Source organism: Pseudomonas sp. Pseusp11 (assembly GCF_047304405.1).
GTDB lineage: Bacteria > Pseudomonadota > Gammaproteobacteria > Pseudomonadales > Pseudomonadaceae > Aquipseudomonas.
Genome location: NZ_JBGLZF010000015.1, coordinates 14813 through 33142 on the forward strand (window position 1 = coordinate 14813; position 18330 = coordinate 33142).

An 18330-nucleotide genomic window follows, 5' to 3' on the forward strand; every position below is an offset into this window, starting at 1 on the left:
CCTCACTTCGCCATCATGTTGGTGTGGATGCTGAACATGATCCACAGCGACAGGCCAACCAGCAGGACAATCACGATCGCGGCGAAAACAAACGCAATCACGTTGTTACGCTGCGCGGCGGAACGGTCGAGGTGGAGGAAGTACACCAGGTGCACCAGCACCTGGATAACGGCGAAAGCCAGTACGATCCACAGGGTCAGCGACTTCGGCAGCGACGGGTACATCACCAGACCGAACGGGATCAGGGTCAGGATTACCGACAGAACGAAGCCAATGACGTAGGACTTGACGCTGCCGTGACCGGCGTCGTCATGAGAGTGCGCGTTAGCCATTTACATAGTCCCCATCAGATAAACAACGGTGAATACGCAGATCCACACCACGTCCAGGAAGTGCCAGAACAGGCTCAGGCAGCTCAGACGGGTCTTGTTGGTCGCCGTCAGGCCGTTTTTCTGCACCTGGTACATCATGATCGCCATCCAGATCAGACCGCTGGTCACGTGCAGACCGTGGGTGCCGACCAGGGTGAAGAACCCGGACAGGAAGCCCGAACGGTTAGGGCCATAGCCCTCGGAGATCAGCATGTGGAACTCGTTGATCTCCATGCCGATGAAGCCGGCACCGAACATGAAGGTCAGGGCCAGCCAGCCCAGGACCTGCTTCTTGTTGCCACGGAAGAACGCCAGCATGGCGAAGCCGTAGGTGATCGAACTGAACAGCAGCAGAGCGGTTTCGCCCAGTACGTATGGCAGTTCGAAGATGTCGTGGCCCGACGGGCCACCCGCTACGTTGTTAACCAGTACCGCGTACGCTGCGAAGATCGACGCAAACAGAATGCAGTCGGTCATCAGGTAGAGCCAGAAACCGAATACGGTCATCTCGCCCGAGTCGTGGTGATGGTCATCATGCCCATGTCCATCGACATGGGTGTGTCCAGCATTGGTCACTAAGTTCGACATGGTTTAAGCCTGTTCCAACGAGGTTTCAACACGGGTGGTGGTGGCTGGGACTTTCCCGGCTGCTACCAGACGCTTGTGCTGCTCGGCTTCGATGCGCTCGATCACGTCGACCGGCACGTAGTAGCCTTGATCATCACGGGCCGCGTGGATCGCGAAGTAGATCACGGTGCCTGCCAGGCTGGCGATTGCCAGCCACCAGATGTGCCAGATCATCGCGAAACCGAATACGGTCAACAGTGCGCCCATGACCACACCGGTCGCGGTGTTGTTTGGCATGTGGATCGGCTCGTACTTGGTCGGAGCCTTGTACGCGGTGCCGTTTTCCTTGGCTTCGGTGAACGGGTCGACAACGTCGGCTTTTGGCAGCACGGCGAAGTTGTAGAACGGAGGTGGCGAGGAGGTCGACCATTCCAGGGTGTGGGCATTCCATGGGTCGCCGTGCTCGCACATGTTCTGCGGCAGCTTGCGGTCACGGATACTCACGTACAGCTGGATCAGCTGGCAGGCGATACCGGCTGCGATCATCACCGCACCGAACATGGCAACGTACAGGTACGGCACCCACTCAGGGTTGGTGGTGGCGTTCAGGCGACGGGTCATACCCATGAAGCCCAGTACATAGAGCGGCATGAACGCGACGAAGAAGCCGGAGATCCAGAACCAAAATGCTGCCTTGCCCCAGCCTTCGTGCAGCTTGAAGCCGAACGCTTTCGGGAAGTAGAAGGCGAAACCTGCGATGTAACCGAATACCGCGCCGCCGATGATCACGTTGTGGAAGTGCGCGATCACGAACAGGCTGTTGTGCAGTACGAAGTCAGCACCCGGGATGGCCAGCAGTACGCCGGTCATGCCGCCGATGGCGAAGGTCACCATGAAGCCCAGGGTCCACATCACCTGGCTGGTGAAGCGCAGACGGCCCTGGTAGATGGTGAACAGCCAGTTGAACAGTTTCACACCCGTCGGGATGGAAATCAGCATCGTCGCCAGACCGAAGAAGGCGTTGACGCTGGCACCCGAACCCATGGTGAAGAAGTGGTGCAGCCAAACCATGAAGCCCAGGATCGAGATCGCGCCCGAAGCGTAGATCATCGAATGGTGGCCGAACAGCTTCTTGCCGGTGAAGGTCGAGATAACTTCGGAGAAGATACCGAACGCCGGCAGGATCAGGATGTAAACCTCAGGGTGACCCCAAGCCCAGAACAGGTTGACGTACATCATCGGATTACCACCAAGTTCATTGGTGAAAATGTGGAAATCCATGTAACGGTCAAGCGTCAGCAAAGCCAGGGTAGCGGTCAGGATCGGGAACGAAGCCACGATCAGGACGTTGGCCCAGGTGCAGGTCCAGGTGAAGATCGGCATGTCCATCAGCTTCATGCCAGGGGTACGCATTTTCAGCACGGTGGCCAGGAAGTTGACCCCCGTCAGCGTCGTACCTAGCCCGGATAGCTGCAGCGCCCAGATGTAGTAATCCATCCCCACGCCCGGACTGTATTGCAGACCCGACAGCGGCGGATAGGCAACCCAACCAGTCTTGGCGAATTCGCCAACGCCCAGGGACAGGTTGATCAGCACCACGCCGGAAACCAGCAGCCAGAAGCTCAGGGAGTTCAGGAACGGGAAGGCAACGTCACGCGCGCCGATCTGCAACGGCACTGCAAGGTTCATCAGGCCGGTGAAGAATGGCATCGCCATGAAAATGATCATGATCACACCGTGGGCGGTGAAGATCTGGTCATAGTGTTCAGGTGGCAGGTAGCCAGGCGAACCCTCGGTGGCCATGGCCAACTGGGTACGCATCATGATGGCGTCGGCAAAGCCGCGCAGCAGCATGACCATGGCGACGACGATGTACATCACGCCGATTTTCTTGTGGTCGACCGAGGTCAACCACTCGGTCCACAAATAGGTCCACTTCTTGAAGTAGGTGATTGCAGCGAACAGTGCCAGACCACCGAGCGCGATCATGGCGATGGTCACCATTACGATCGGTTCGTGGAACGGGACCGCTTCCCAACTTAATTTACCAAACATCGTTTACTCCTCTGCCCCGGCAGCTGAATGCGAACTCATGTCCATTCCTTCCATGGCGGCCACTTCGTGCTCTTTCTTCTCGTGGTGCACTGGCTTGCCCGGTTTCATGCCTTCGTACTTGTCGACGATGATCTGGAACAGGTTCGGCGTGACCGAGGAGTAAAGCTCGACTGGGTTGTTCTGGCTTTGTTTGGACAGGGCTGCGTATTCAGCTTGTTCAAGCTGTTTAGGTGCCTTTTTGACTTCGCTTACCCAGGCGTCGAAATCTTCCTGAGAAGTGGCGATAGCTTTGAATTTCATGCCGGTGAAACCCGCGCCGCTGTAGTTGGCGGAGATACCGTCCATTTCAGCGTTCTGGTTGGCGATCAGGTGCAGTTTGGTCTGCATGCCCGCCATCGCGTAGATCTGACCGCCCAGAGCAGGGATGAAGAACGAGTTCATCACGGCGTCGGAAGTGATCTTGAAGTTGATCGGGGTGTGCGCCGGGAACACGATCTTGTTGACCGTGGCGATGCCTTGTTCCGGGTAGATGAACAGCCACTTCCAGTCCAGCGCGACCACTTCAATGGTGACCGGCTTGACGTCGGATTCCAGCGGCTTGTAAGGATCCAGTGCGTGGGTCGACTTGTAGGTGACATAACCCAGGGCAATGATGATCAGTACCGGAATAGTCCACACCGCGATTTCGATCTTGGTGGAGTGGGACCATTTTGGCGTGTAGACGGCGTCCTGGTTGGAAGCGCGGTATTTCCAGGCGAACAGGAACGTCATGACGATGACCGGCACGACGACCAACAGCATCAGCAGCGTTGCGGTGATGATCAGGTTTCGCTCATCCAGGCCGACCTGGCCCTTGGGATCGAGCAAGGTCATGTTGCAGCCTCCCAGCAACAACGTGCCGAGCAGCGGCAATAAGCCTAGTAGTCTGGGGTACCTGTTTTTACTCATCTCACGACCTCTAAAGCAGCTTGCGCAATGCAGTTGGGTTTTGATCGCCAACACTTCACCCTGCCAAGGGTTGGCATTTTTCTTGGATTGAATAAGGGCCTGCCCGTCGCGCGTCAGACGCGGTTCGACAATTGCTGGGCCTGCGGTGTGTTCTTATTCGAATTCGTGGTCAAGGGCCTTGTTACAGACCAATTCCATTTGGTGCGGATCGTCGGAAGGCACCGACAATGGGGGGTCGCATGAAGCCATCAGGCTTCTCGACGCCCTGTTCTACTCATAAGCCTGAGTCAGGATGAGCAGTGCCGGGAATTCAGTGCGGGCGATTGTAGATATGTAGCGATTCATAAACCATGTCTCATCCCGAAATAATTTTTATCCGTTCCAGCAACAATCATTCACGGTTTTTGCAAAAGTGGGCCATGGTATCGAAATTAATTCTCAACAAAAACACCAAAAAATGTAGGTGTACCGCGCGAAGTTCAGACAGCTTCCTGGGCTCTGCGCTCGCCTCAGACCCTGCTCTACCCCCTATGTGACAAGGGCTTTGGCAATTCGCCAGCCCCTGTTAAAACTGCCTGTTTCGGCTGATTGGCACTGAAAGCGGTAGTGGCTTGCAGAGCCTGTTTTGGGTACCTTGAGGTGTCCCGATTCCATGTCTTGAAATGACTTGCGACACTCGAGCTGTGACAACATGTCGCACACATGCCGCATCCAAAATTGTCGCGCATCAAGGTCTTTTCATTTGAGCTTTGAACATGCAAAACGCCCCGGTCTCTCAACGAGGACCGGGGCGTTTTTTGTTTCCTGCAACGCTGTGGCGGACGGCCTCAGCGCAGCGCTTTGCGGTTACGCCAAGTGAGCAGCGGCACCAGCACCACGACCAGCACGAACGCCGTCAGCGCCCACTGTGCCAGGGACAAACCAAGGATCGGCGGGTACGGTGTGGAGCAGAAACCGTCGACCTGGAAGCCCAGCGGGAAGATCTTCGCCAGCGGCAGGCCGTCGACGATCGGTTGCAGCACATCGATGCCGCAGCTGACTTCCGGGTACAGCTGGGTATAGACGTGATGCCCGGCCACCCCGACGCCTGCGATGGCGCTGATCACCACCAGCGCTTCGAACAGCGTGATGCTGCGGCGGGTGCGCATCGCCGCGCCGATGAACGCGAAGAGCGCGATCAGCAACAATGCGTAGCGCTGCAAGATGCACAGCGGGCACGGCGCCTCGCCCAGCACCACTTGCATGTACAGCGCGCCACCGATCAGCGCCAGGCAGATGATGCCCAGCAACACCAGATAGCGCCGTTCACGTCCCAACCGCATTGTTTCCTCGCTCATCGCGTTTCCCTTCTGTGTCCGTGGATCAGCTCGCCGGCGGCTGCGCTTGCAGCTGCTGCATCAGGCTGATGTTGTCTTCGATATGCCAATTGGCCGCGATGCGACCGTTGTCGATCTGATAGATATCGGTTGCCCGGAAGTCTACACGCTGGCCCTGACCTTTGAGAGCCTTGAACGGGCCGGTGAAGTGCCCTCGAAAGTGCAAATGCACCACCACCCGATCACCGGCAATGATCATTTGTTCGATCTCGCAGCTCAGGTCCGGCACCGCCGTGCGAAAGAACTTCGACGCCAGCAGCGGCCCGGTCGGCCCCTGAACCCGGCCTTCTGGCGGGGTTTTGTCGACGAACTGCTCTGACAACGCCGCCTTGGCCAACGCCTCCTCCCCGGTGTTCCAAAAGCTGCCATAACGCCGGGCGGCCAATTCCATGGAATCGCGCTGCGCCTTGGGCAGGCTCTGATCGACGATCAGGGATTGCGGCTGGAGCAAGGCTGGCTCGGCGCAAGCAAAGGGACTCGCCAGCAGCGCAGCGGTCAGGCTGAGGCCGGCCAGGGTTGAACGGCAGGAGAAGATGATGTGAGTCATGGGGCGATCCTGATCATGTAAACGAACGAGCGCCTATCATCAGCATCGGGGAATAAACGATAAACCGGTTAAGAACGGATTAACCTTTAAGCGTTTTTTACGAATTAGGATCGTGGTGCCGCTATCGCGGGCAAGCCCGGCTCCCACAGCATAGATGTCGTACACAACGTTTGTGATCGACAACAATCCTGTGGGAGCCGGGCTTGCCCGCGATGAAGGCGACTCGGTCTCCCGAGTCGCCGCAACCGTTTACTCCAACGCCGCAGCCGGCCCGAAGAACTCGTAACGGCTTTGTTTCTCCGGCACACCCAAGGCCTTGAGGTGACGCTTGATCGCCGACATGAAGCCTTTAGGCCCCAGGAAGTAAGCATCCACATCGCGCTGCTGCGGCAACCACTCGCCGAGTTGCTCCTGGCTCAGCAGGCCAATCTTGTCTGCCGCCGGGCTGACGCCATCGTCTTCGGCGTAGCAATAGAAACGCTTGAGCTGCGGATGACGCTCGGCCAGCCCGTCGATCCAGTCGCGGAAGGCATGCACGCTGCCATTGCGCGCACAGTGGATAAAATGCACCGGCCGCTCGGTCGCCAGCGCCGCTTCGAGCATTGCCAGCGTCGGGGTGATGCCGACACCGCCACTGATCAGCACCAGCGGTTTGTCGCTGGCGGTCAGGGTGAAGTCGCCCGCTGGCGGGAACAGCATGATGCTCGCGCCGACGTGCAGTTGATCGTGCAAATGGTTGGAGGCGCGGCCACCGGTTTCGCGCTTGACGCTGATGCGGTACTGGCCCTTGTTAGCCAGCGCCGACAGCGAATAGTTACGCCGGATTTCTTCGCCGTCGAGGATCAGTTTCATGCCGATGTACTGGCCGGGCTCGGCCGCGAGAATCGGCCCTTTATCCGCCGGTTCGAAGTAGAACGAAGTGATTTCCGAACTTTCCTCGACTTTGGCCGCCACGATGAATTCCCGCGCGCCGCGCCAGCCGCCCGGTGCCTGGGCTTTCTGGTCGTAGATACTGGCTTCGGCACCGATCAGGATTTCGGCCAGTTGGTTGTAGGCCGCGCCCCAGGCGCTCATCACTTCAGGCGTGGCAATTTCGTCGCCCAGTACTTCAGAGATTGCCCGCAACAGGCAGCTGCCCACGATCGGGTAATGTTCCGGGAGGATTTGCAGGGCCACGTGCTTGTTGATGATCTTGGCCACCAGGTCGCCCAACTGATCGAGCTGATCGATGTGCCGCGCATACATCAACACGCCATTGGCCAAGGCGCGAGGCTGATCGCCGCTGGCCTGGTGAGCCTGGTTGAACAGCGGGCGAACCTCTGGGTATTCAGAGAGCATCATGCGGTAGAAGTGAGTGATCAACGCTTCGCCACCGCTTTCCAGCAGCGGTACGGTGGACTTGACGATGGCACGGTCTTGAACGCTAAGCATAAGAGCAACTCCTGGGCTTTATATGAATACTCTTTGCTTATCAGTTTCCATGCCAACAATTAAAATCTTATAAATCAAACAGTTAAAAACAAAGTAGTCATAAAGACACACATCGTTTTATAGTCATAGCGACTACACGGAGTCATTATGACTGCAAAATTACTGCTCACGACCCTGCTGCCCCTGGTCTCCGACCTGTCCCGCGAGCTACCCGAAGGCGAGCGCTATCGGCGCCTGCTCGAAGCCATGCGCGCCCTGCTCCCTTGCGACGCCGCCGCCCTGCTGCGACTCGACGGCGAATGGCTGGTGCCGCTGGCCGTGGACGGGTTGAGCACCGATACCCTCGGCCGACGCTTCAAGATCAGCGAACACCCGCGCTTCGAAGTGCTGCTCAGCAGTCCCGGCCCGACCCGCTTCGCCGCCGACAGCGACTTGCCCGACCCTTATGACGGCCTGGTCGATGGCCTGCACGAGCATTTGGAAGTCCACGACTGCATGGGCTGCCCGCTGTTTATCGACGAGCGTCCGTGGGGTTTGCTGACCCTCGACGCCCTCGCCCCTGAACGCTTCGAACCGATCGAACTGGACGCCCTGCAAGCCTTCGCCAGCCTCGCCGCCGCCACCGTAAACGCCGCCGAGCGCATCGAACGGCTGGCCAATCGCGCCGAAGACGAACATCAGCGCGCCGAGGTTTACCGTCAGGCCAGCGGCCAGCAGAACCGCGAAATGATTGGCCAGAGCAAGGCCTACAAACGCCTGGTTGAAGAAATCAACCTGGTGGGCGGCAGCGATCTCACTGTGTTGATCACCGGGGAAACCGGGGTCGGTAAAGAGCTGGTGGCCCAGGCTATCCACGCCGCGTCGCCCCGGGCCGACAAACCGATCATCAGCCTCAACTGCGCCGCCCTGCCGGACACCCTGGTGGAGAGCGAACTGTTCGGCCATGTGCGTGGCGCCTTCACCGGCGCGATGAACGATCGTCGCGGCAAGTTCGAACTGGCCAATGGCGGCACGTTGTTCCTCGATGAAGTGGGCGAACTGTCGCTGGCGGTGCAGGCCAAATTGCTCAGGGTGCTGCAGAGCGGGCAATTGCAGCGGCTAGGGTCGGACAAGGAACATCAGGTCGACGTGCGGCTGATCGCAGCGACCAACCGCGACCTGGCCGAGGAAGTACGCAGCGGCCGCTACCGCGCCGACTTCTATCACCGTCTGAGCGTTTACCCGTTGCTGGTGCCTGCGCTGCGGGATCGCGGCCGGGATGTGCTGTTGCTCAGCGGCTACTTCCTGGAGCAAAACCGCTCACGCATGGGCCTCAACAGCCTGCGCCTGACCAGCGATGCCCAAGCGGCGTTGTTGGGGTATGGTTGGCCGGGGAACGTGCGGGAACTGGAGCACTTGATTGGTCGCAGCGCGCTGAAGGCGCTGGGTAATTGCACGCAACGGCCGAAGATTCTCAGCTTGAGCGCGGCGGATCTGGATTTGCCCAATGGCGGCGTTGAGCACGTGTCGGAACCCGTGGCTGCTGCGCCGGCAGCTGAGTTGGTTTCAGGGGATTTGCGTGGAGCCACCGAGCACTATCAGCGCCAACTGATCAGCGCTTGCCTGGAACGGCACCACCACAACTGGGCCAGCGCGGCGCGGGAGTTGGGTCTGGATCGGGCGAACCTGGGGCGGATGGCCAAGCGGTTGGGTATGAAATAACGCGGTTATTATGTTGGGCGGTATTTGTGGCGAGGGGGCTTGCCCCCGTTCGGCCGCGAAGCGGTCGTGAAATTAGCGATGAAGTTTTATCTGGAAAAACCAGGGATCGCTTCGCGCTCCAACGGGGGCAAGCCCCCTCGCCACAGGTAAGCTCCCTCCCACAGGGTCACCGTTTGGCTGGCAATGGGCATTTCCCCTAAAGCCAGCCCCCAACAAGTCGATAACCTGGCATCGATAGCTGTTGGCGATGCTCATAATCGCCTCACCTTTTCCACAGAAGGTTTTTATGTCTTCCAACAAAGCCCGCGCAGATTCACTTTCGCTTCTGCTGTTTACCTTGCGCAGCGGCAAGCTGATGGCGATCAACCTGCTGAAAGTCAGCGAAATCATCCCCTGCCCGCCGCTGACCAAGCTGCCGGAGTCGCATCCCCACGTCAAAGGCATCGCCACCCTGCGCGGCGCGTCGTTGTCGGTGATCGATCTGAGCCGCGCCATCGGCGAACGACCGCTGGAAGACCCGAACGGTGGCTGCCTGATCGTCACCGACGTCAGCCGCTCCAAGCAGGGCCTGCACGTTCAGGCGGTGAGCAAGATCGTCCACTGCCTGACCACCGACATCCGCCCACCACCCTTCGGCTCTGGCGGCGTGCGCTCGTACATCACCGGCGTGACGTCGGTCGACGGCACCCTGGTGCAAGTACTGGACATCGAAAAGGTCATCCACGGCATTGCGCCGGCGCAGATCGAAATGGCCCCGACCGAACTGAGCATGGAAGAGGCTGAAGTACTGGGCAATGCGCGAATTCTGGTGGTCGATGACAGCCAGGTCGCACTGCAACAATCGGTGCACACCCTGCGCAACCTCGGCCTGCAATGCCACACCGCCCGCAGCGCCAAGGAAGCCATCGACTGCCTGCTGGACCTGCAAGGCACCGCCCAGCAGATCAACCTGATCGTCTCGGACATCGAAATGTCGGAGATGGACGGCTATGCCTTCACCCGCACCTTGCGCGAAACCCCGGACTTCTCGCACCTCTACGTGTTGCTGCACACCTCGCTGGACAGCGCGATGAACAGCGAGAAGGCTCGACTGGCCGGGGCCAACGGGGTGCTGACCAAGTTCTCCTCGCCAGAACTGACCAAGTGCCTGATCGAGGCGGCCAGGGTCGTCGCCGAACAAGGTCACTGAGTGTTGGCCGAGGAATTTTGCTTTCTGATGCGGCGCAACCTCGCTGAGGATGTGCCGCTTTCCACTTGGCCAAATGGCGTTGAGCTGACCGAGTACCGTCCCGAACTTGCCGAAGCCGTTCATCACTTGATGGAACTGGGTTATCGGGATGGCGGCGGCCGCGTACCGGCGCTGGAAGTCTGGCAACAGCGGTTTGAAGCCGATCCTGAATACGATCCGACCCTGTGCTTCATCGCTCTGGATGCCGAAGGCATCGTCGGCGTCGCCCAGTGCTGGACCAGTGCCTACATCAAGGATTTGGTGGTGCACCCGCGTGTTCGAGGCCTCGGACTTGGCCGTGCGCTGCTGCTCCATACTTTCAAGGTGTTTGCGCAGCGCCGCGAAGGTTTTGTGGATTTGAAGGTGCGGGAAGACAACCTTCGGGCGCGGGGTTTGTATGAAAGTGCCGGGATGTATGTGGTCCGGCGGGAGCCTGTGCCTGCCTGACACACCGCTTTCGCGAGCAAACCATCAGGCATACTCCGACCTTGACCACTACACGCCAAGGATGCCCGATCATGAAAGCCACCACCCTGACCTTCCTCTGTCTCACCACCCTCGCCGCCCAGGCCCACGCCTCCAGCCCCGATGCCTGGGCCGCCTTCGACAAAGACGTGCTCGCCAGTTGCACCAAGGCCAGCGGCCTGAAAAACACCAAACCCGTCGGCAATGCCGCGCAGTTCGATGACCGGGTCGGTTATACCGCACTCCTGCTGCAAGGCCAGTACCCGCAAAAACACATGAAAGGCCAGCAAGGCACCGAGCTGTGCCTCTACAACAAGAAAAGCAAAACCGCCTACGTCACCGAATGGGACTCCATCCGTCCAACCACAAAAGCGCAGTGAATGGCGCATAACTTGCTTTGGCACAGGCCTTTGCGGTGGCTTTCTGTCGCCGTTTCATGCCCTCACAGGTCACTGGCCGTTCAATGAATACACCGTTTTCCTGCGTCGGTTGTGGCAAATGCTGCACCGACCACCATGTTCCCCTGACACTGGCCGAAGCCCGCATGTGGGCGGCCGATGGCGGCCAGGTGATCGTGCTGGTGGAAGCCTTTCTCGCCAACGGCCTGGGCCTGCCAGCACAACAACGCGAACACGCCGAACGCCGTTCGGCGCTGGTTCGCAGCGGCACCTGCGAAGCGTACGTGGCGATCACCTTCGCCGCCTACAACGTCGGCCCCTGCCGGAATCTTGACGAAGACAACCTCTGCCGCATCTACGAACGCCGCCCGCTGGTGTGCCGCATCTATCCGATGGAAATCAACCCGCATATCCCGCTCAACCCGGCAACAAAGGATTGCCCGCCCGAGTCATGGGCAAAAGGCCCGGATCTGATTGTTGGCGGTGAACTGGTCGATCAGGAATTGGCAGGATTGATCCAGCGCTCCCGCCAGGCGGATCGCGACGAGATTCAGGCCAAGGATGCGATTTGCGCGCTATTGGGGATTCGGACGACAGCGCTGAAAGGCGATGGGTTTACCGCTTATCTGCCGGACATGACCGCGTTTGCCATGGTGATCGATCAAGTGACGCAGCAATCGCTGGCGGGGTCGAGCGATGAATGGCTGTTTCATGTGTCTGGCGATGATATCGCCGGGCAAGTGCTGGCGGCCGGGGCGCAGGTGGTGACTGAAGCGCCGCTGAACTATGCGTTTATTTCGTTGCGTGCAGCCTGAACCGCCAAACCGCCGCGCAGTGTCCTTGCGCAGCGGTTTTTTTAACCTCTTAGCGAGGCAGGTAACGCCCGGTAATCGCCTGGTACTGGCCATTCTGCTTGAGACGCTCAAGGGCCGCATTCAGCTCATCGCGCAAGGCGGTGTCGGATTGGCGCACAGCCATCGCCACGCCACTGCCCAGCATGGGGTCCTTGAGCGCAGGCCCGGAAAAATCAAATCCTTGCCCCTGAGGCTGACTTAAAAACGCCTGGGTGATTTCAATCGAGTCTTGCAGGGTCACGTCGATCTCACCCGCCAGCAGGCTGGCTATCAGTTGACTGTTGAAATTGAAACTGCGCACCGTCACTCCCGCCGGAGCCCAACGGGCCTTGGCGAACGCCTCACGGCTGGTGCCTGTCAGAACGCCGACACGCTTGCCTTTGAGCGATTGCGCATCCGGCTGCAGATTCGCCCCTGTACGCGCCACCAGACGGCTGTTCAAGGGATAAAGATTATCGGTGAAGTCGAGCCGTTCTCGACGCGCCGGCGTTGCCGTCATGGGCATGATCACATCGAAATGGTTGGCCTCCAGGGCCGGGATGTTGGTGGCGTAATCCTGATCAACCCAGACACAGCGTTTTTTGAGTTCGGCGCATAGCGCATTACCCAGTTCGATGTTCAATCCGACCAGCTCACCTTTGTCGTTGCGACTCTCGAAGGGGGGAACCAGGGCCTCGACCCCGAAACGGATCTGTGGATTGGCCGCAGACGAAACACAGCCGGCGGTCAGGACCACCAGCGACAACAGGGAGAAGATTTTTACCAAAGGCATTTCGGTGACCGTCATCAAGCATTCAGGGACATGAATCTTTGATGAGTGGTCACCGACTTCCCAGAGGACAAATCGCTCATCCTTGTGGGAATTGTCTCAATGACAGAAGGAACTGCTACCGACAAAAAACGCCTGGCGGTCAGCGTTTGCCCATCGAACGACGAGTGCCGGGAGGCGCTGCGCCCGGGGTCTTGGTGTGGCCGTTCTTGGCGCCATTCTTGTACCAAGGCTGGCTGGCGCTCTTCGCGGCGGCCAGTTCGCCCGGCTTGAACGGAAACTTGAACGCCGGGATCGCCGCTTTGGTTTCGCTGTCGGCGCTGGAGTCGACGCTGTCGGGCAGGTCTGCCTGGTCGTCGCGCAAAGCGTCGGCAACCGGCGGTTGTGTCGGGGAAGTCATGAAAGCTCCGGGTGATGCTAAAGAGTCGGGCCCGGTAGGCGAGCCACGAAAGGCGGCAGTATACCTGTGTCGGAGGCTGCAGGCTGCAGCTGGTCAGTCGGGTTTTGTGCCGACTGACCAACCGCCATCGCAAGCCTGCTCGCGATGAACGATAACGCAGTCTACGCCGGATCGACGTTATCCAGCGCCCGGTTCACCGCCAGCTCCGCCAGCATGATGCTCTGTTGAATCGCCAGCGCCGTGTAGCGCTGCGGGCCAGTCAGGTCGTTGGAGAAATCGCTGGCCAGGACACTCGCCGTGGCTAACGATTCGTAGGCGTGGGCCAAGAGGCTTTCGGTATCCATATTCGGGGCGACCATGAACATGGTGCTGGGGCGGCGTTTTTTTTCGGTGTAGGGCGTTGGGGGATCGAGGTAGTAGTCGAGGGCGCGTTTTATGGCTTCGCGGTCTTTGAGTAATTCTTCGGCGCGCAGGGTGTCGGCGATAGGGTTGGTTTTATTGAAGTTCGAATCAGAATTACCGTCATCCATCTGTAGCTCCTAATCTCAATTGGAGCCATCACTTACCGTTATGGTCGTGAGGCTTTCGCCTACTTATTGCGGGGATCTCACGCCCGGTCGCTGAATGTGCAGCGACAGCCAAAGACTAGAGAGCCCGCTTCCGACGGACAACCTGAAAGATATGTGGGAAAGGTCTGCGTTCAGGCACATCCATTAAACATTCAAAAGCGGAACGTGGAGCGTCCCTGGCGGCATTCCCACGCGGGAGCGTGGGAACGATCATGCAGGTACAGACGAAAGAGCTTGGTCGGCTATAAGGCCGCCAAGATCAAAACAAGATCCCGGTCCAAACTGACAGAGCCGTCAGTTACCAGTCACGCTCCTGACCGGCGAACAGGTTTATAAAGGAAGGTATAAACCTGACAAAACCAGACCACTCAGCCGGCGCCCCACTCGCATGCGAATTCAGAAAAAAACCGCCCTGCTCGCCGCCCTTCTGATCGCCCTGGCAGCGACGGGCGTTTGGTACGCCACCAAACCCGCCACGACCAAACTGGCCGCCCCCACCGCCATTCCCGTGCGGGTGGTCAGCGTCGTCGAAAAAGATGTGCCCCGCTACGTCAGCGGCATCGGCTCGGTGTTGTCCTTGCACAGCGTGGTCGTGCGCCCGCAAATCGACGGCATCCTCACCAAACTGCTGGTCAAGGAAGGCCAACTGGTGAACCAGGGCGACCTGCTGGCCACCCTCGATGACCGCTCGATCCGCGCCAGCCTCGACCTGGCCCGGGCGCAACTGGGCGAAAGCCAGGCGCAACTGCAAGTGGCCCAGGTCAACCTCAAGCGCTACAAACTGCTCAGTGTCGACGACGGCGTGTCCAAGCAGACCTACGACCAGCAACAAGCCCTGGTCAACCAACTCAAAGCCACCGCCCAAGGCAATCAGGCCTCGATCGACGCCGCTCTGGTGCAGCTGTCTTACACACAGATTCGCTCGCCAGTCACCGGTCGCGTTGGTATTCGCACAGTCGATGAAGGCAACTTCCTGCGCATGACCGACACCCAAGGTCTGTTCACGGTGACCCAGATCGACCCGATCGCCGTGGAGTTTTCCCTGCCGCAGCAAATGCTGCCGACCCTGCAAGGCCTGATCAACGATCCACAGCAAGCACCGGTCAAGGCTTACATCGGCGCCGACACTGACGGTGAAACCGGCAACCTGCTGGGCGAAGGCCACCTGACCCTGATCGACAACCAGATCAACGCCAACACCGGCACCATCCGCGCCAAGGCCGAATTCGCCAACCCTGCACAGAAACTCTGGCCGGGCCTGCTGGTAACGGTAAAGATTCAGACTGCACTGGATAAAAATGCGCTGGTGGTACCGCCCACGGTCGTACAACGCGGCCTCGATCAACATTTCGTGTACAGGGTCAACGGCGACAAGGTCGAAGCCGTGCAGGTGCAAATGGTCTATCAAGGCAGCGGCCAGGACATTATCAAAGGCGTTAAACCGGGCGACGTGCTGGTCAGCGACGGCCAATCGAGGCTCAAACCCGGCTCGACGGTTCAGGTACTGAGCGAGCCACCGCAAGTGGTCCAATCGGAGCCAAAACCATGAAGGGCCACGGTTCCATTTCCGCGTGGTGCATCGATCATCCGGTGGCGACGGTCCTGCTGACCTTTGCCCTTATATTGCTCGGCGTCATCGCCTTCCCGCGACTGTCGATTGCGCCACTGCCGGAAGCGGAATTCCCGACCATTCAGGTCGCCGCGCAGCTGCCCGGCGCCAACCCGGAGACCATGGCCTCGTCGGTGGCCACGCCGCTTGAAGTGCAATTCAGCGCCATCCCCGGCGTGACCCAGATGACCTCGAGCAGCGCCCTGGGCTCGACCATCCTGACCCTGCAATTCACCCTCGACAAAAGCATCGACACCGCCGCCCAGGAAGTCCAGGCCGCGATCAACACCGCCGCCGGCAAACTGCCCAAAGACATGCCGAACCTGCCGACCTGGCGCAAGGTCAACCCGGCTGACAGCCCGGTGCTGATTCTCAGCATCAATTCACCGCAAATGCCCGGCACCGAACTCAGCGATCTGGTAGAAACCCTGCTCGCCCGTCAGATCAGTCAGATCGACGGTGTAGGCCAAGTGAACATCACCGGTCAGCAACGTCCGGCGATTCGCGTGCAGGCCTCGGCGGACAAACTCGCCGCCATTGGCCTGACCCTGGCGGACATTCGCCTGGCGATCCAGCAAACCAGCCTCAACCAGGCCAAAGGTGCGTTGTACGGCGAGTCGAGCATCTCGACCCTGTCCACCAACGACCAGTTGTTCCACCCCGAGGATTACAGCCAACTCATCGTTTCCTACAAGAACGGTGCCCCAGTTCATCTCAAGGACGTGGCCAAAGTGGTCAACGGTTCAGAAGATGCCTACATCCAGGCCTGGGCTGACGGCCAGCCGGGGGTGAACCTGGTGATTTTCCGGCAACCGAGCGCCAACATCGTCGAGACCGTTGATCGTATTCAAGCGGCCCTGCCGACGCTGAATGCCATGTTGCCGGCCTCGGTGCAGGTCAAGGTGTTGATCGACCGCACCCAGACCATCCGCGCCTCGCTGCATGAAGTGGAAGTCACCCTGCTGATCGCGATCCTGCTGGTGGTGGCGGTGATGGCGCTGTTCCTGCGGCAACTGTCGGCGACCCTGATCGTGACAGCGGTGCTCGGTGTGTCGCTGACTGCCAGTTTCGCCCTGATGTACATCATGGGCTTCAGCCTGAATAACCTGACGCTGGTGGCGATCGTGGTGTCCGTCGGGTTTGTGGTCGACGATGCGATTGTGGTGGTGGAAAACATTCACCGGCACCTGGAGGCCGGCGACGGCATGCGCGAGGCGGCGATCAAAGGCACCGGCGAGATCGGTTTTACCGTGGTCTCGATCAGTTTCTCGCTGGTGGCGGCGTTCATTCCGCTGCTGTTCATGGGCGGCGTGGTCGGGCGGCTGTTCAAGGAGTTCGCCTTGACCGCGACCTCGACCATCCTGATTTCGGTGGTGGTGTCCCTGACCCTGGCACCGACGCTGGCCGCGCTGTTCATGCGCGCACCGGTGCATCATGCCCACAGCAAGCCGGGTTTCGGCGAGCGCTTGCTGGCGCTGTACGATAAGGGCCTGCGCCGCGCCCTCGCCCATCAGACATTGATGATCGGTGTGTTCGGCCTGTCGCTGGGGCTGGCCATTGCCGGTTACATCTTCATCCCCAAAGGCTTCTTCCCGATACAGGACACCGGATTCGTCCTCGGCACCACCGAAGCAGCTGCAGATATTTCCTACGGCGACATGGTGAAAAAACACTTGGCGATGGCCGAAATCGTCGCCGCCGACCCCGCCGTCGAGACGTTCTCGCACTCGGTCGGCGTTTCAGGCAGCAACCAGACCATCGCCAACGGCCGCTTCTGGATTTCGCTGAAAAAACGTGGCGACCGCGATGTGTCCGCCAGCCAGTTCATCGACCGGATTCGCCCGCAACTGATGAAAGTCCCGGGCATCGTGCTGTACCTGCGCGCCGGGCAAGACATCAACCTCAGCTCCGGCCCGAGCCGCGCCCAGTACCAATATGTGCTCAAGAGCAACGACGGTGCCCTCCTGAGTACCTGGACCCAGCGCTTGACGGAAAAACTGCGCAGCAACCCGGCGTTCCGCGACATTTCCAACGACTTGCAACTGGGCGGCAGCATCACCCACATCAGCATCGACCGCAGCGCGGCGGCGCGTTTCGGCCTGACCGCCAGCGATGTCGACGAAGCGCTGTACGACGCCTTCGGCCAGCGGCAGATCAATGAATTCCAGACCCAGACCAACCAGTACAACGTGATTCTGGAACTGGACACCAAACAGCGCGGCAAGGCCGAAAGCCTCAACTATTTCTACCTGCGCTCGCCGCTGAGTGGGGAAATGGTGCCGCTGTCGGCCCTGGCGAAATTCGATGCGCCGACCATCGGCCCGCTGTCCATCGCTCACGACGGGATGTTCCCCGCGGCCAACCTGTCATTCAACCTGGCGTCCGGCGTGGCGTTGGGTGATGCGGTGATCATGCTCAACCAGGCCAAGGCTGACATCGGTATGCCGGCCGCCATCAGCGGCAACTTCCAGGGCGCGGCCCAGGCGTTCCAGAGTTCGCTGGCCAGCCAGCCGTGGTTGATTCTGGCGGCGTTGGTGGCGGTGTACATCATTCTCGGCGTGCTGTACGAAAGCTTCGTGCATCCACTGACGATCATCTCGACCCTACCCTCGGCGGGGCTTGGGGCGGTGATCATGCTGTGGATCTCTGGCCAGGACTTTTCGATCATGGCGCTGATCGGGCTGGTGCTGCTGATCGGTATCGTCAAGAAGAACGGGATTCTGATGATCGACTTCGCGCTGGATGCCCAGCGCAACCGTGGCCTGCCACCGCTGGAGGCGATCCATGAGGCCTGCCTTACACGGTTCCGGCCGATCATCATGACCACGCTTGCCGCCCTGCTCGGCGCCTTGCCGTTGATGATCGGCTACGGCACCGGCGCCGAACTGCGCCAGCCATTGGGCATCGCGGTGGTCGGCGGTTTGCTGGTGAGCCAGGCGCTGACGCTGTTCACTACGCCGGTCATATACTTGTGGCTTGAGCGGATATTTCATAGACCCACACCAGCACAGCAGCCGGTGCTGGCGACCACAGACTGAGGCG

General features: G+C 59.6%; 16 protein-coding genes and 1 pseudogene. 7 read left to right on the top strand and 10 right to left on the bottom strand.

Features of this window, described 5'->3' with window-relative positions:
- Nucleotides 1–2: 2 nt before the first annotated feature.
- From cyoD to hmpA, 7 genes are all read right to left on the bottom strand, one after another.
- Nucleotides 3–332 (bottom strand): cytochrome o ubiquinol oxidase subunit IV, encoded by a 330-nt coding sequence (gene cyoD / locus ACCC96_RS14195; RefSeq protein ID WP_007941629.1) that lies wholly within the window; start codon nt 330–332, stop codon nt 3–5.
- Nucleotides 333–959, bottom strand: a complete 627-nt coding sequence (locus tag ACCC96_RS14200; protein WP_258672415.1) for a cytochrome o ubiquinol oxidase subunit III — start codon at nt 957–959, stop codon at nt 333–335.
- Nucleotides 960–962: 3 nt separating this feature from the next.
- Nucleotides 963–2993, bottom strand: a complete 2031-nt coding sequence (gene cyoB, locus ACCC96_RS14205) for a cytochrome o ubiquinol oxidase subunit I (RefSeq protein WP_018930157.1) — start codon at nt 2991–2993, stop codon at nt 963–965.
- 3 nt (nt 2994–2996) lie between these two features.
- Nucleotides 2997–3941 carry a ubiquinol oxidase subunit II gene (gene cyoA / locus ACCC96_RS14210; protein ID WP_026286728.1) on the bottom strand — a complete coding sequence of 315 codons (945 nt, stop codon included), beginning with the start codon at nt 3939–3941 and terminating at the stop codon, nt 2997–2999.
- Between the two features lie 827 nt (nt 3942–4768).
- Entirely contained in the window at nt 4769–5278 is a 510-nt protein-coding gene (locus tag ACCC96_RS14215; protein ID WP_019582334.1) for a disulfide bond formation protein B, read from the bottom strand.
- A 25-nt stretch (nt 5279–5303) separates the two neighbouring features.
- Nucleotides 5304–5864, bottom strand: coding sequence for an ester cyclase (locus tag ACCC96_RS14220; RefSeq protein WP_019651788.1), 561 nt, complete (start codon nt 5862–5864; stop codon nt 5304–5306).
- Nucleotides 5865–6113: 249 nt separating this feature from the next.
- The gene (hmpA, locus tag ACCC96_RS14225) at nt 6114–7295 is read right to left on the bottom strand and encodes an NO-inducible flavohemoprotein (protein ID WP_413696155.1); all 1182 of its coding nucleotides are present in this window, start codon (nt 7293–7295) and stop codon (nt 6114–6116) included.
- Nucleotides 7296–7442: 147 nt separating this feature from the next.
- Between hmpA and norR the strand changes: the two genes are divergently transcribed.
- From norR to ACCC96_RS14250, 5 genes are all read left to right on the top strand, one after another.
- Entirely contained in the window at nt 7443–8996 is a 1554-nt protein-coding gene (norR, locus tag ACCC96_RS14230; RefSeq protein ID WP_413696156.1) for a nitric oxide reductase transcriptional regulator NorR, read from the top strand.
- 286 nt (nt 8997–9282) lie between these two features.
- Nucleotides 9283–10185 carry a chemotaxis protein CheV gene (locus ACCC96_RS14235; protein WP_018930150.1) on the top strand — a complete coding sequence of 301 codons (903 nt, stop codon included), beginning with the start codon at nt 9283–9285 and terminating at the stop codon, nt 10183–10185.
- Between the two features lie 27 nt (nt 10186–10212).
- Nucleotides 10213–10671, top strand: coding sequence for a GNAT family N-acetyltransferase (locus ACCC96_RS14240; RefSeq protein ID WP_026346085.1), 459 nt, complete (start codon nt 10213–10215; stop codon nt 10669–10671).
- A 71-nt stretch (nt 10672–10742) separates the two neighbouring features.
- Nucleotides 10743–11069, top strand: a complete 327-nt coding sequence (locus tag ACCC96_RS14245; RefSeq protein WP_413696157.1) for a hypothetical protein — start codon at nt 10743–10745, stop codon at nt 11067–11069.
- An 83-nt stretch (nt 11070–11152) separates the two neighbouring features.
- Nucleotides 11153–11902 (top strand): YkgJ family cysteine cluster protein, encoded by a 750-nt coding sequence (locus ACCC96_RS14250; protein ID WP_413696158.1) that lies wholly within the window; start codon nt 11153–11155, stop codon nt 11900–11902.
- Between the two features lie 55 nt (nt 11903–11957).
- On the opposite strand, the pseudogene ACCC96_RS14255 reads toward ACCC96_RS14250, so the two are convergent.
- From ACCC96_RS14255 to ACCC96_RS14265, 3 genes and pseudogenes are all read right to left on the bottom strand, one after another.
- Nucleotides 11958–12713 (bottom strand): annotated as a pseudogene (locus ACCC96_RS14255) (transporter substrate-binding domain-containing protein); the annotation flags it as partial.
- A 139-nt stretch (nt 12714–12852) separates the two neighbouring features.
- Complete coding sequence (locus ACCC96_RS14260) at nt 12853–13110, bottom strand: hypothetical protein (protein WP_018930146.1); 258 nt, start codon at nt 13108–13110, stop codon at nt 12853–12855.
- Between the two features lie 161 nt (nt 13111–13271).
- Complete coding sequence (locus ACCC96_RS14265) at nt 13272–13640, bottom strand: DUF6124 family protein (RefSeq protein WP_413696159.1); 369 nt, start codon at nt 13638–13640, stop codon at nt 13272–13274.
- A gap of 427 nt (nt 13641–14067) precedes the next feature.
- Here ACCC96_RS14265 and ACCC96_RS14270 point away from each other — a divergent pair, with 427 nt between their 5' ends.
- Both ACCC96_RS14270 and ACCC96_RS14275 read left to right on the top strand, forming a co-directional pair.
- Nucleotides 14068–15228 carry an efflux RND transporter periplasmic adaptor subunit gene (locus ACCC96_RS14270; RefSeq protein WP_413696160.1) on the top strand — a complete coding sequence of 387 codons (1161 nt, stop codon included), beginning with the start codon at nt 14068–14070 and terminating at the stop codon, nt 15226–15228.
- Nucleotides 15225–18326, top strand: a complete 3102-nt coding sequence (locus ACCC96_RS14275; RefSeq protein ID WP_413696161.1) for a multidrug efflux RND transporter permease subunit — start codon at nt 15225–15227, stop codon at nt 18324–18326. Before ACCC96_RS14270 ends, ACCC96_RS14275 begins: the two co-directional genes overlap by 4 nt.
- Nucleotides 18327–18330: the final 4 nt, after the last annotated feature.

Coding starts and splice junctions, on each gene's coding strand:
- cyoD (WP_007941629.1), bottom strand. CDS start 332: ATGGCTAACGCGCACTCTCATGACGACGCCGGTCACGGCAGCGTCAAG.
- ACCC96_RS14200 (WP_258672415.1), bottom strand. CDS start 959: ATGTCGAACTTAGTGACCAATGCTGGACACACCCATGTCGATGGACAT.
- cyoB (WP_018930157.1), bottom strand. CDS start 2,993: ATGTTTGGTAAATTAAGTTGGGAAGCGGTCCCGTTCCACGAACCGATC.
- cyoA (WP_026286728.1), bottom strand. CDS start 3,941: ATGAGTAAAAACAGGTACCCCAGACTACTAGGCTTATTGCCGCTGCTC.
- ACCC96_RS14215 (WP_019582334.1), bottom strand. CDS start 5,278: ATGAGCGAGGAAACAATGCGGTTGGGACGTGAACGGCGCTATCTGGTG.
- ACCC96_RS14220 (WP_019651788.1), bottom strand. CDS start 5,864: ATGACTCACATCATCTTCTCCTGCCGTTCAACCCTGGCCGGCCTCAGC.
- hmpA (WP_413696155.1), bottom strand. CDS start 7,295: ATGCTTAGCGTTCAAGACCGTGCCATCGTCAAGTCCACCGTACCGCTG.
- norR (WP_413696156.1), top strand. CDS start 7,443: ATGACTGCAAAATTACTGCTCACGACCCTGCTGCCCCTGGTCTCCGAC.
- ACCC96_RS14235 (WP_018930150.1), top strand. CDS start 9,283: ATGTCTTCCAACAAAGCCCGCGCAGATTCACTTTCGCTTCTGCTGTTT.
- ACCC96_RS14240 (WP_026346085.1), top strand. CDS start 10,213: ATGCGGCGCAACCTCGCTGAGGATGTGCCGCTTTCCACTTGGCCAAAT.
- ACCC96_RS14245 (WP_413696157.1), top strand. CDS start 10,743: ATGAAAGCCACCACCCTGACCTTCCTCTGTCTCACCACCCTCGCCGCC.
- ACCC96_RS14250 (WP_413696158.1), top strand. CDS start 11,153: ATGAATACACCGTTTTCCTGCGTCGGTTGTGGCAAATGCTGCACCGAC.
- ACCC96_RS14260 (WP_018930146.1), bottom strand. CDS start 13,110: ATGACTTCCCCGACACAACCGCCGGTTGCCGACGCTTTGCGCGACGAC.
- ACCC96_RS14265 (WP_413696159.1), bottom strand. CDS start 13,640: ATGGATGACGGTAATTCTGATTCGAACTTCAATAAAACCAACCCTATC.
- ACCC96_RS14270 (WP_413696160.1), top strand. CDS start 14,068: ATGCGAATTCAGAAAAAAACCGCCCTGCTCGCCGCCCTTCTGATCGCC.
- ACCC96_RS14275 (WP_413696161.1), top strand. CDS start 15,225: ATGAAGGGCCACGGTTCCATTTCCGCGTGGTGCATCGATCATCCGGTG.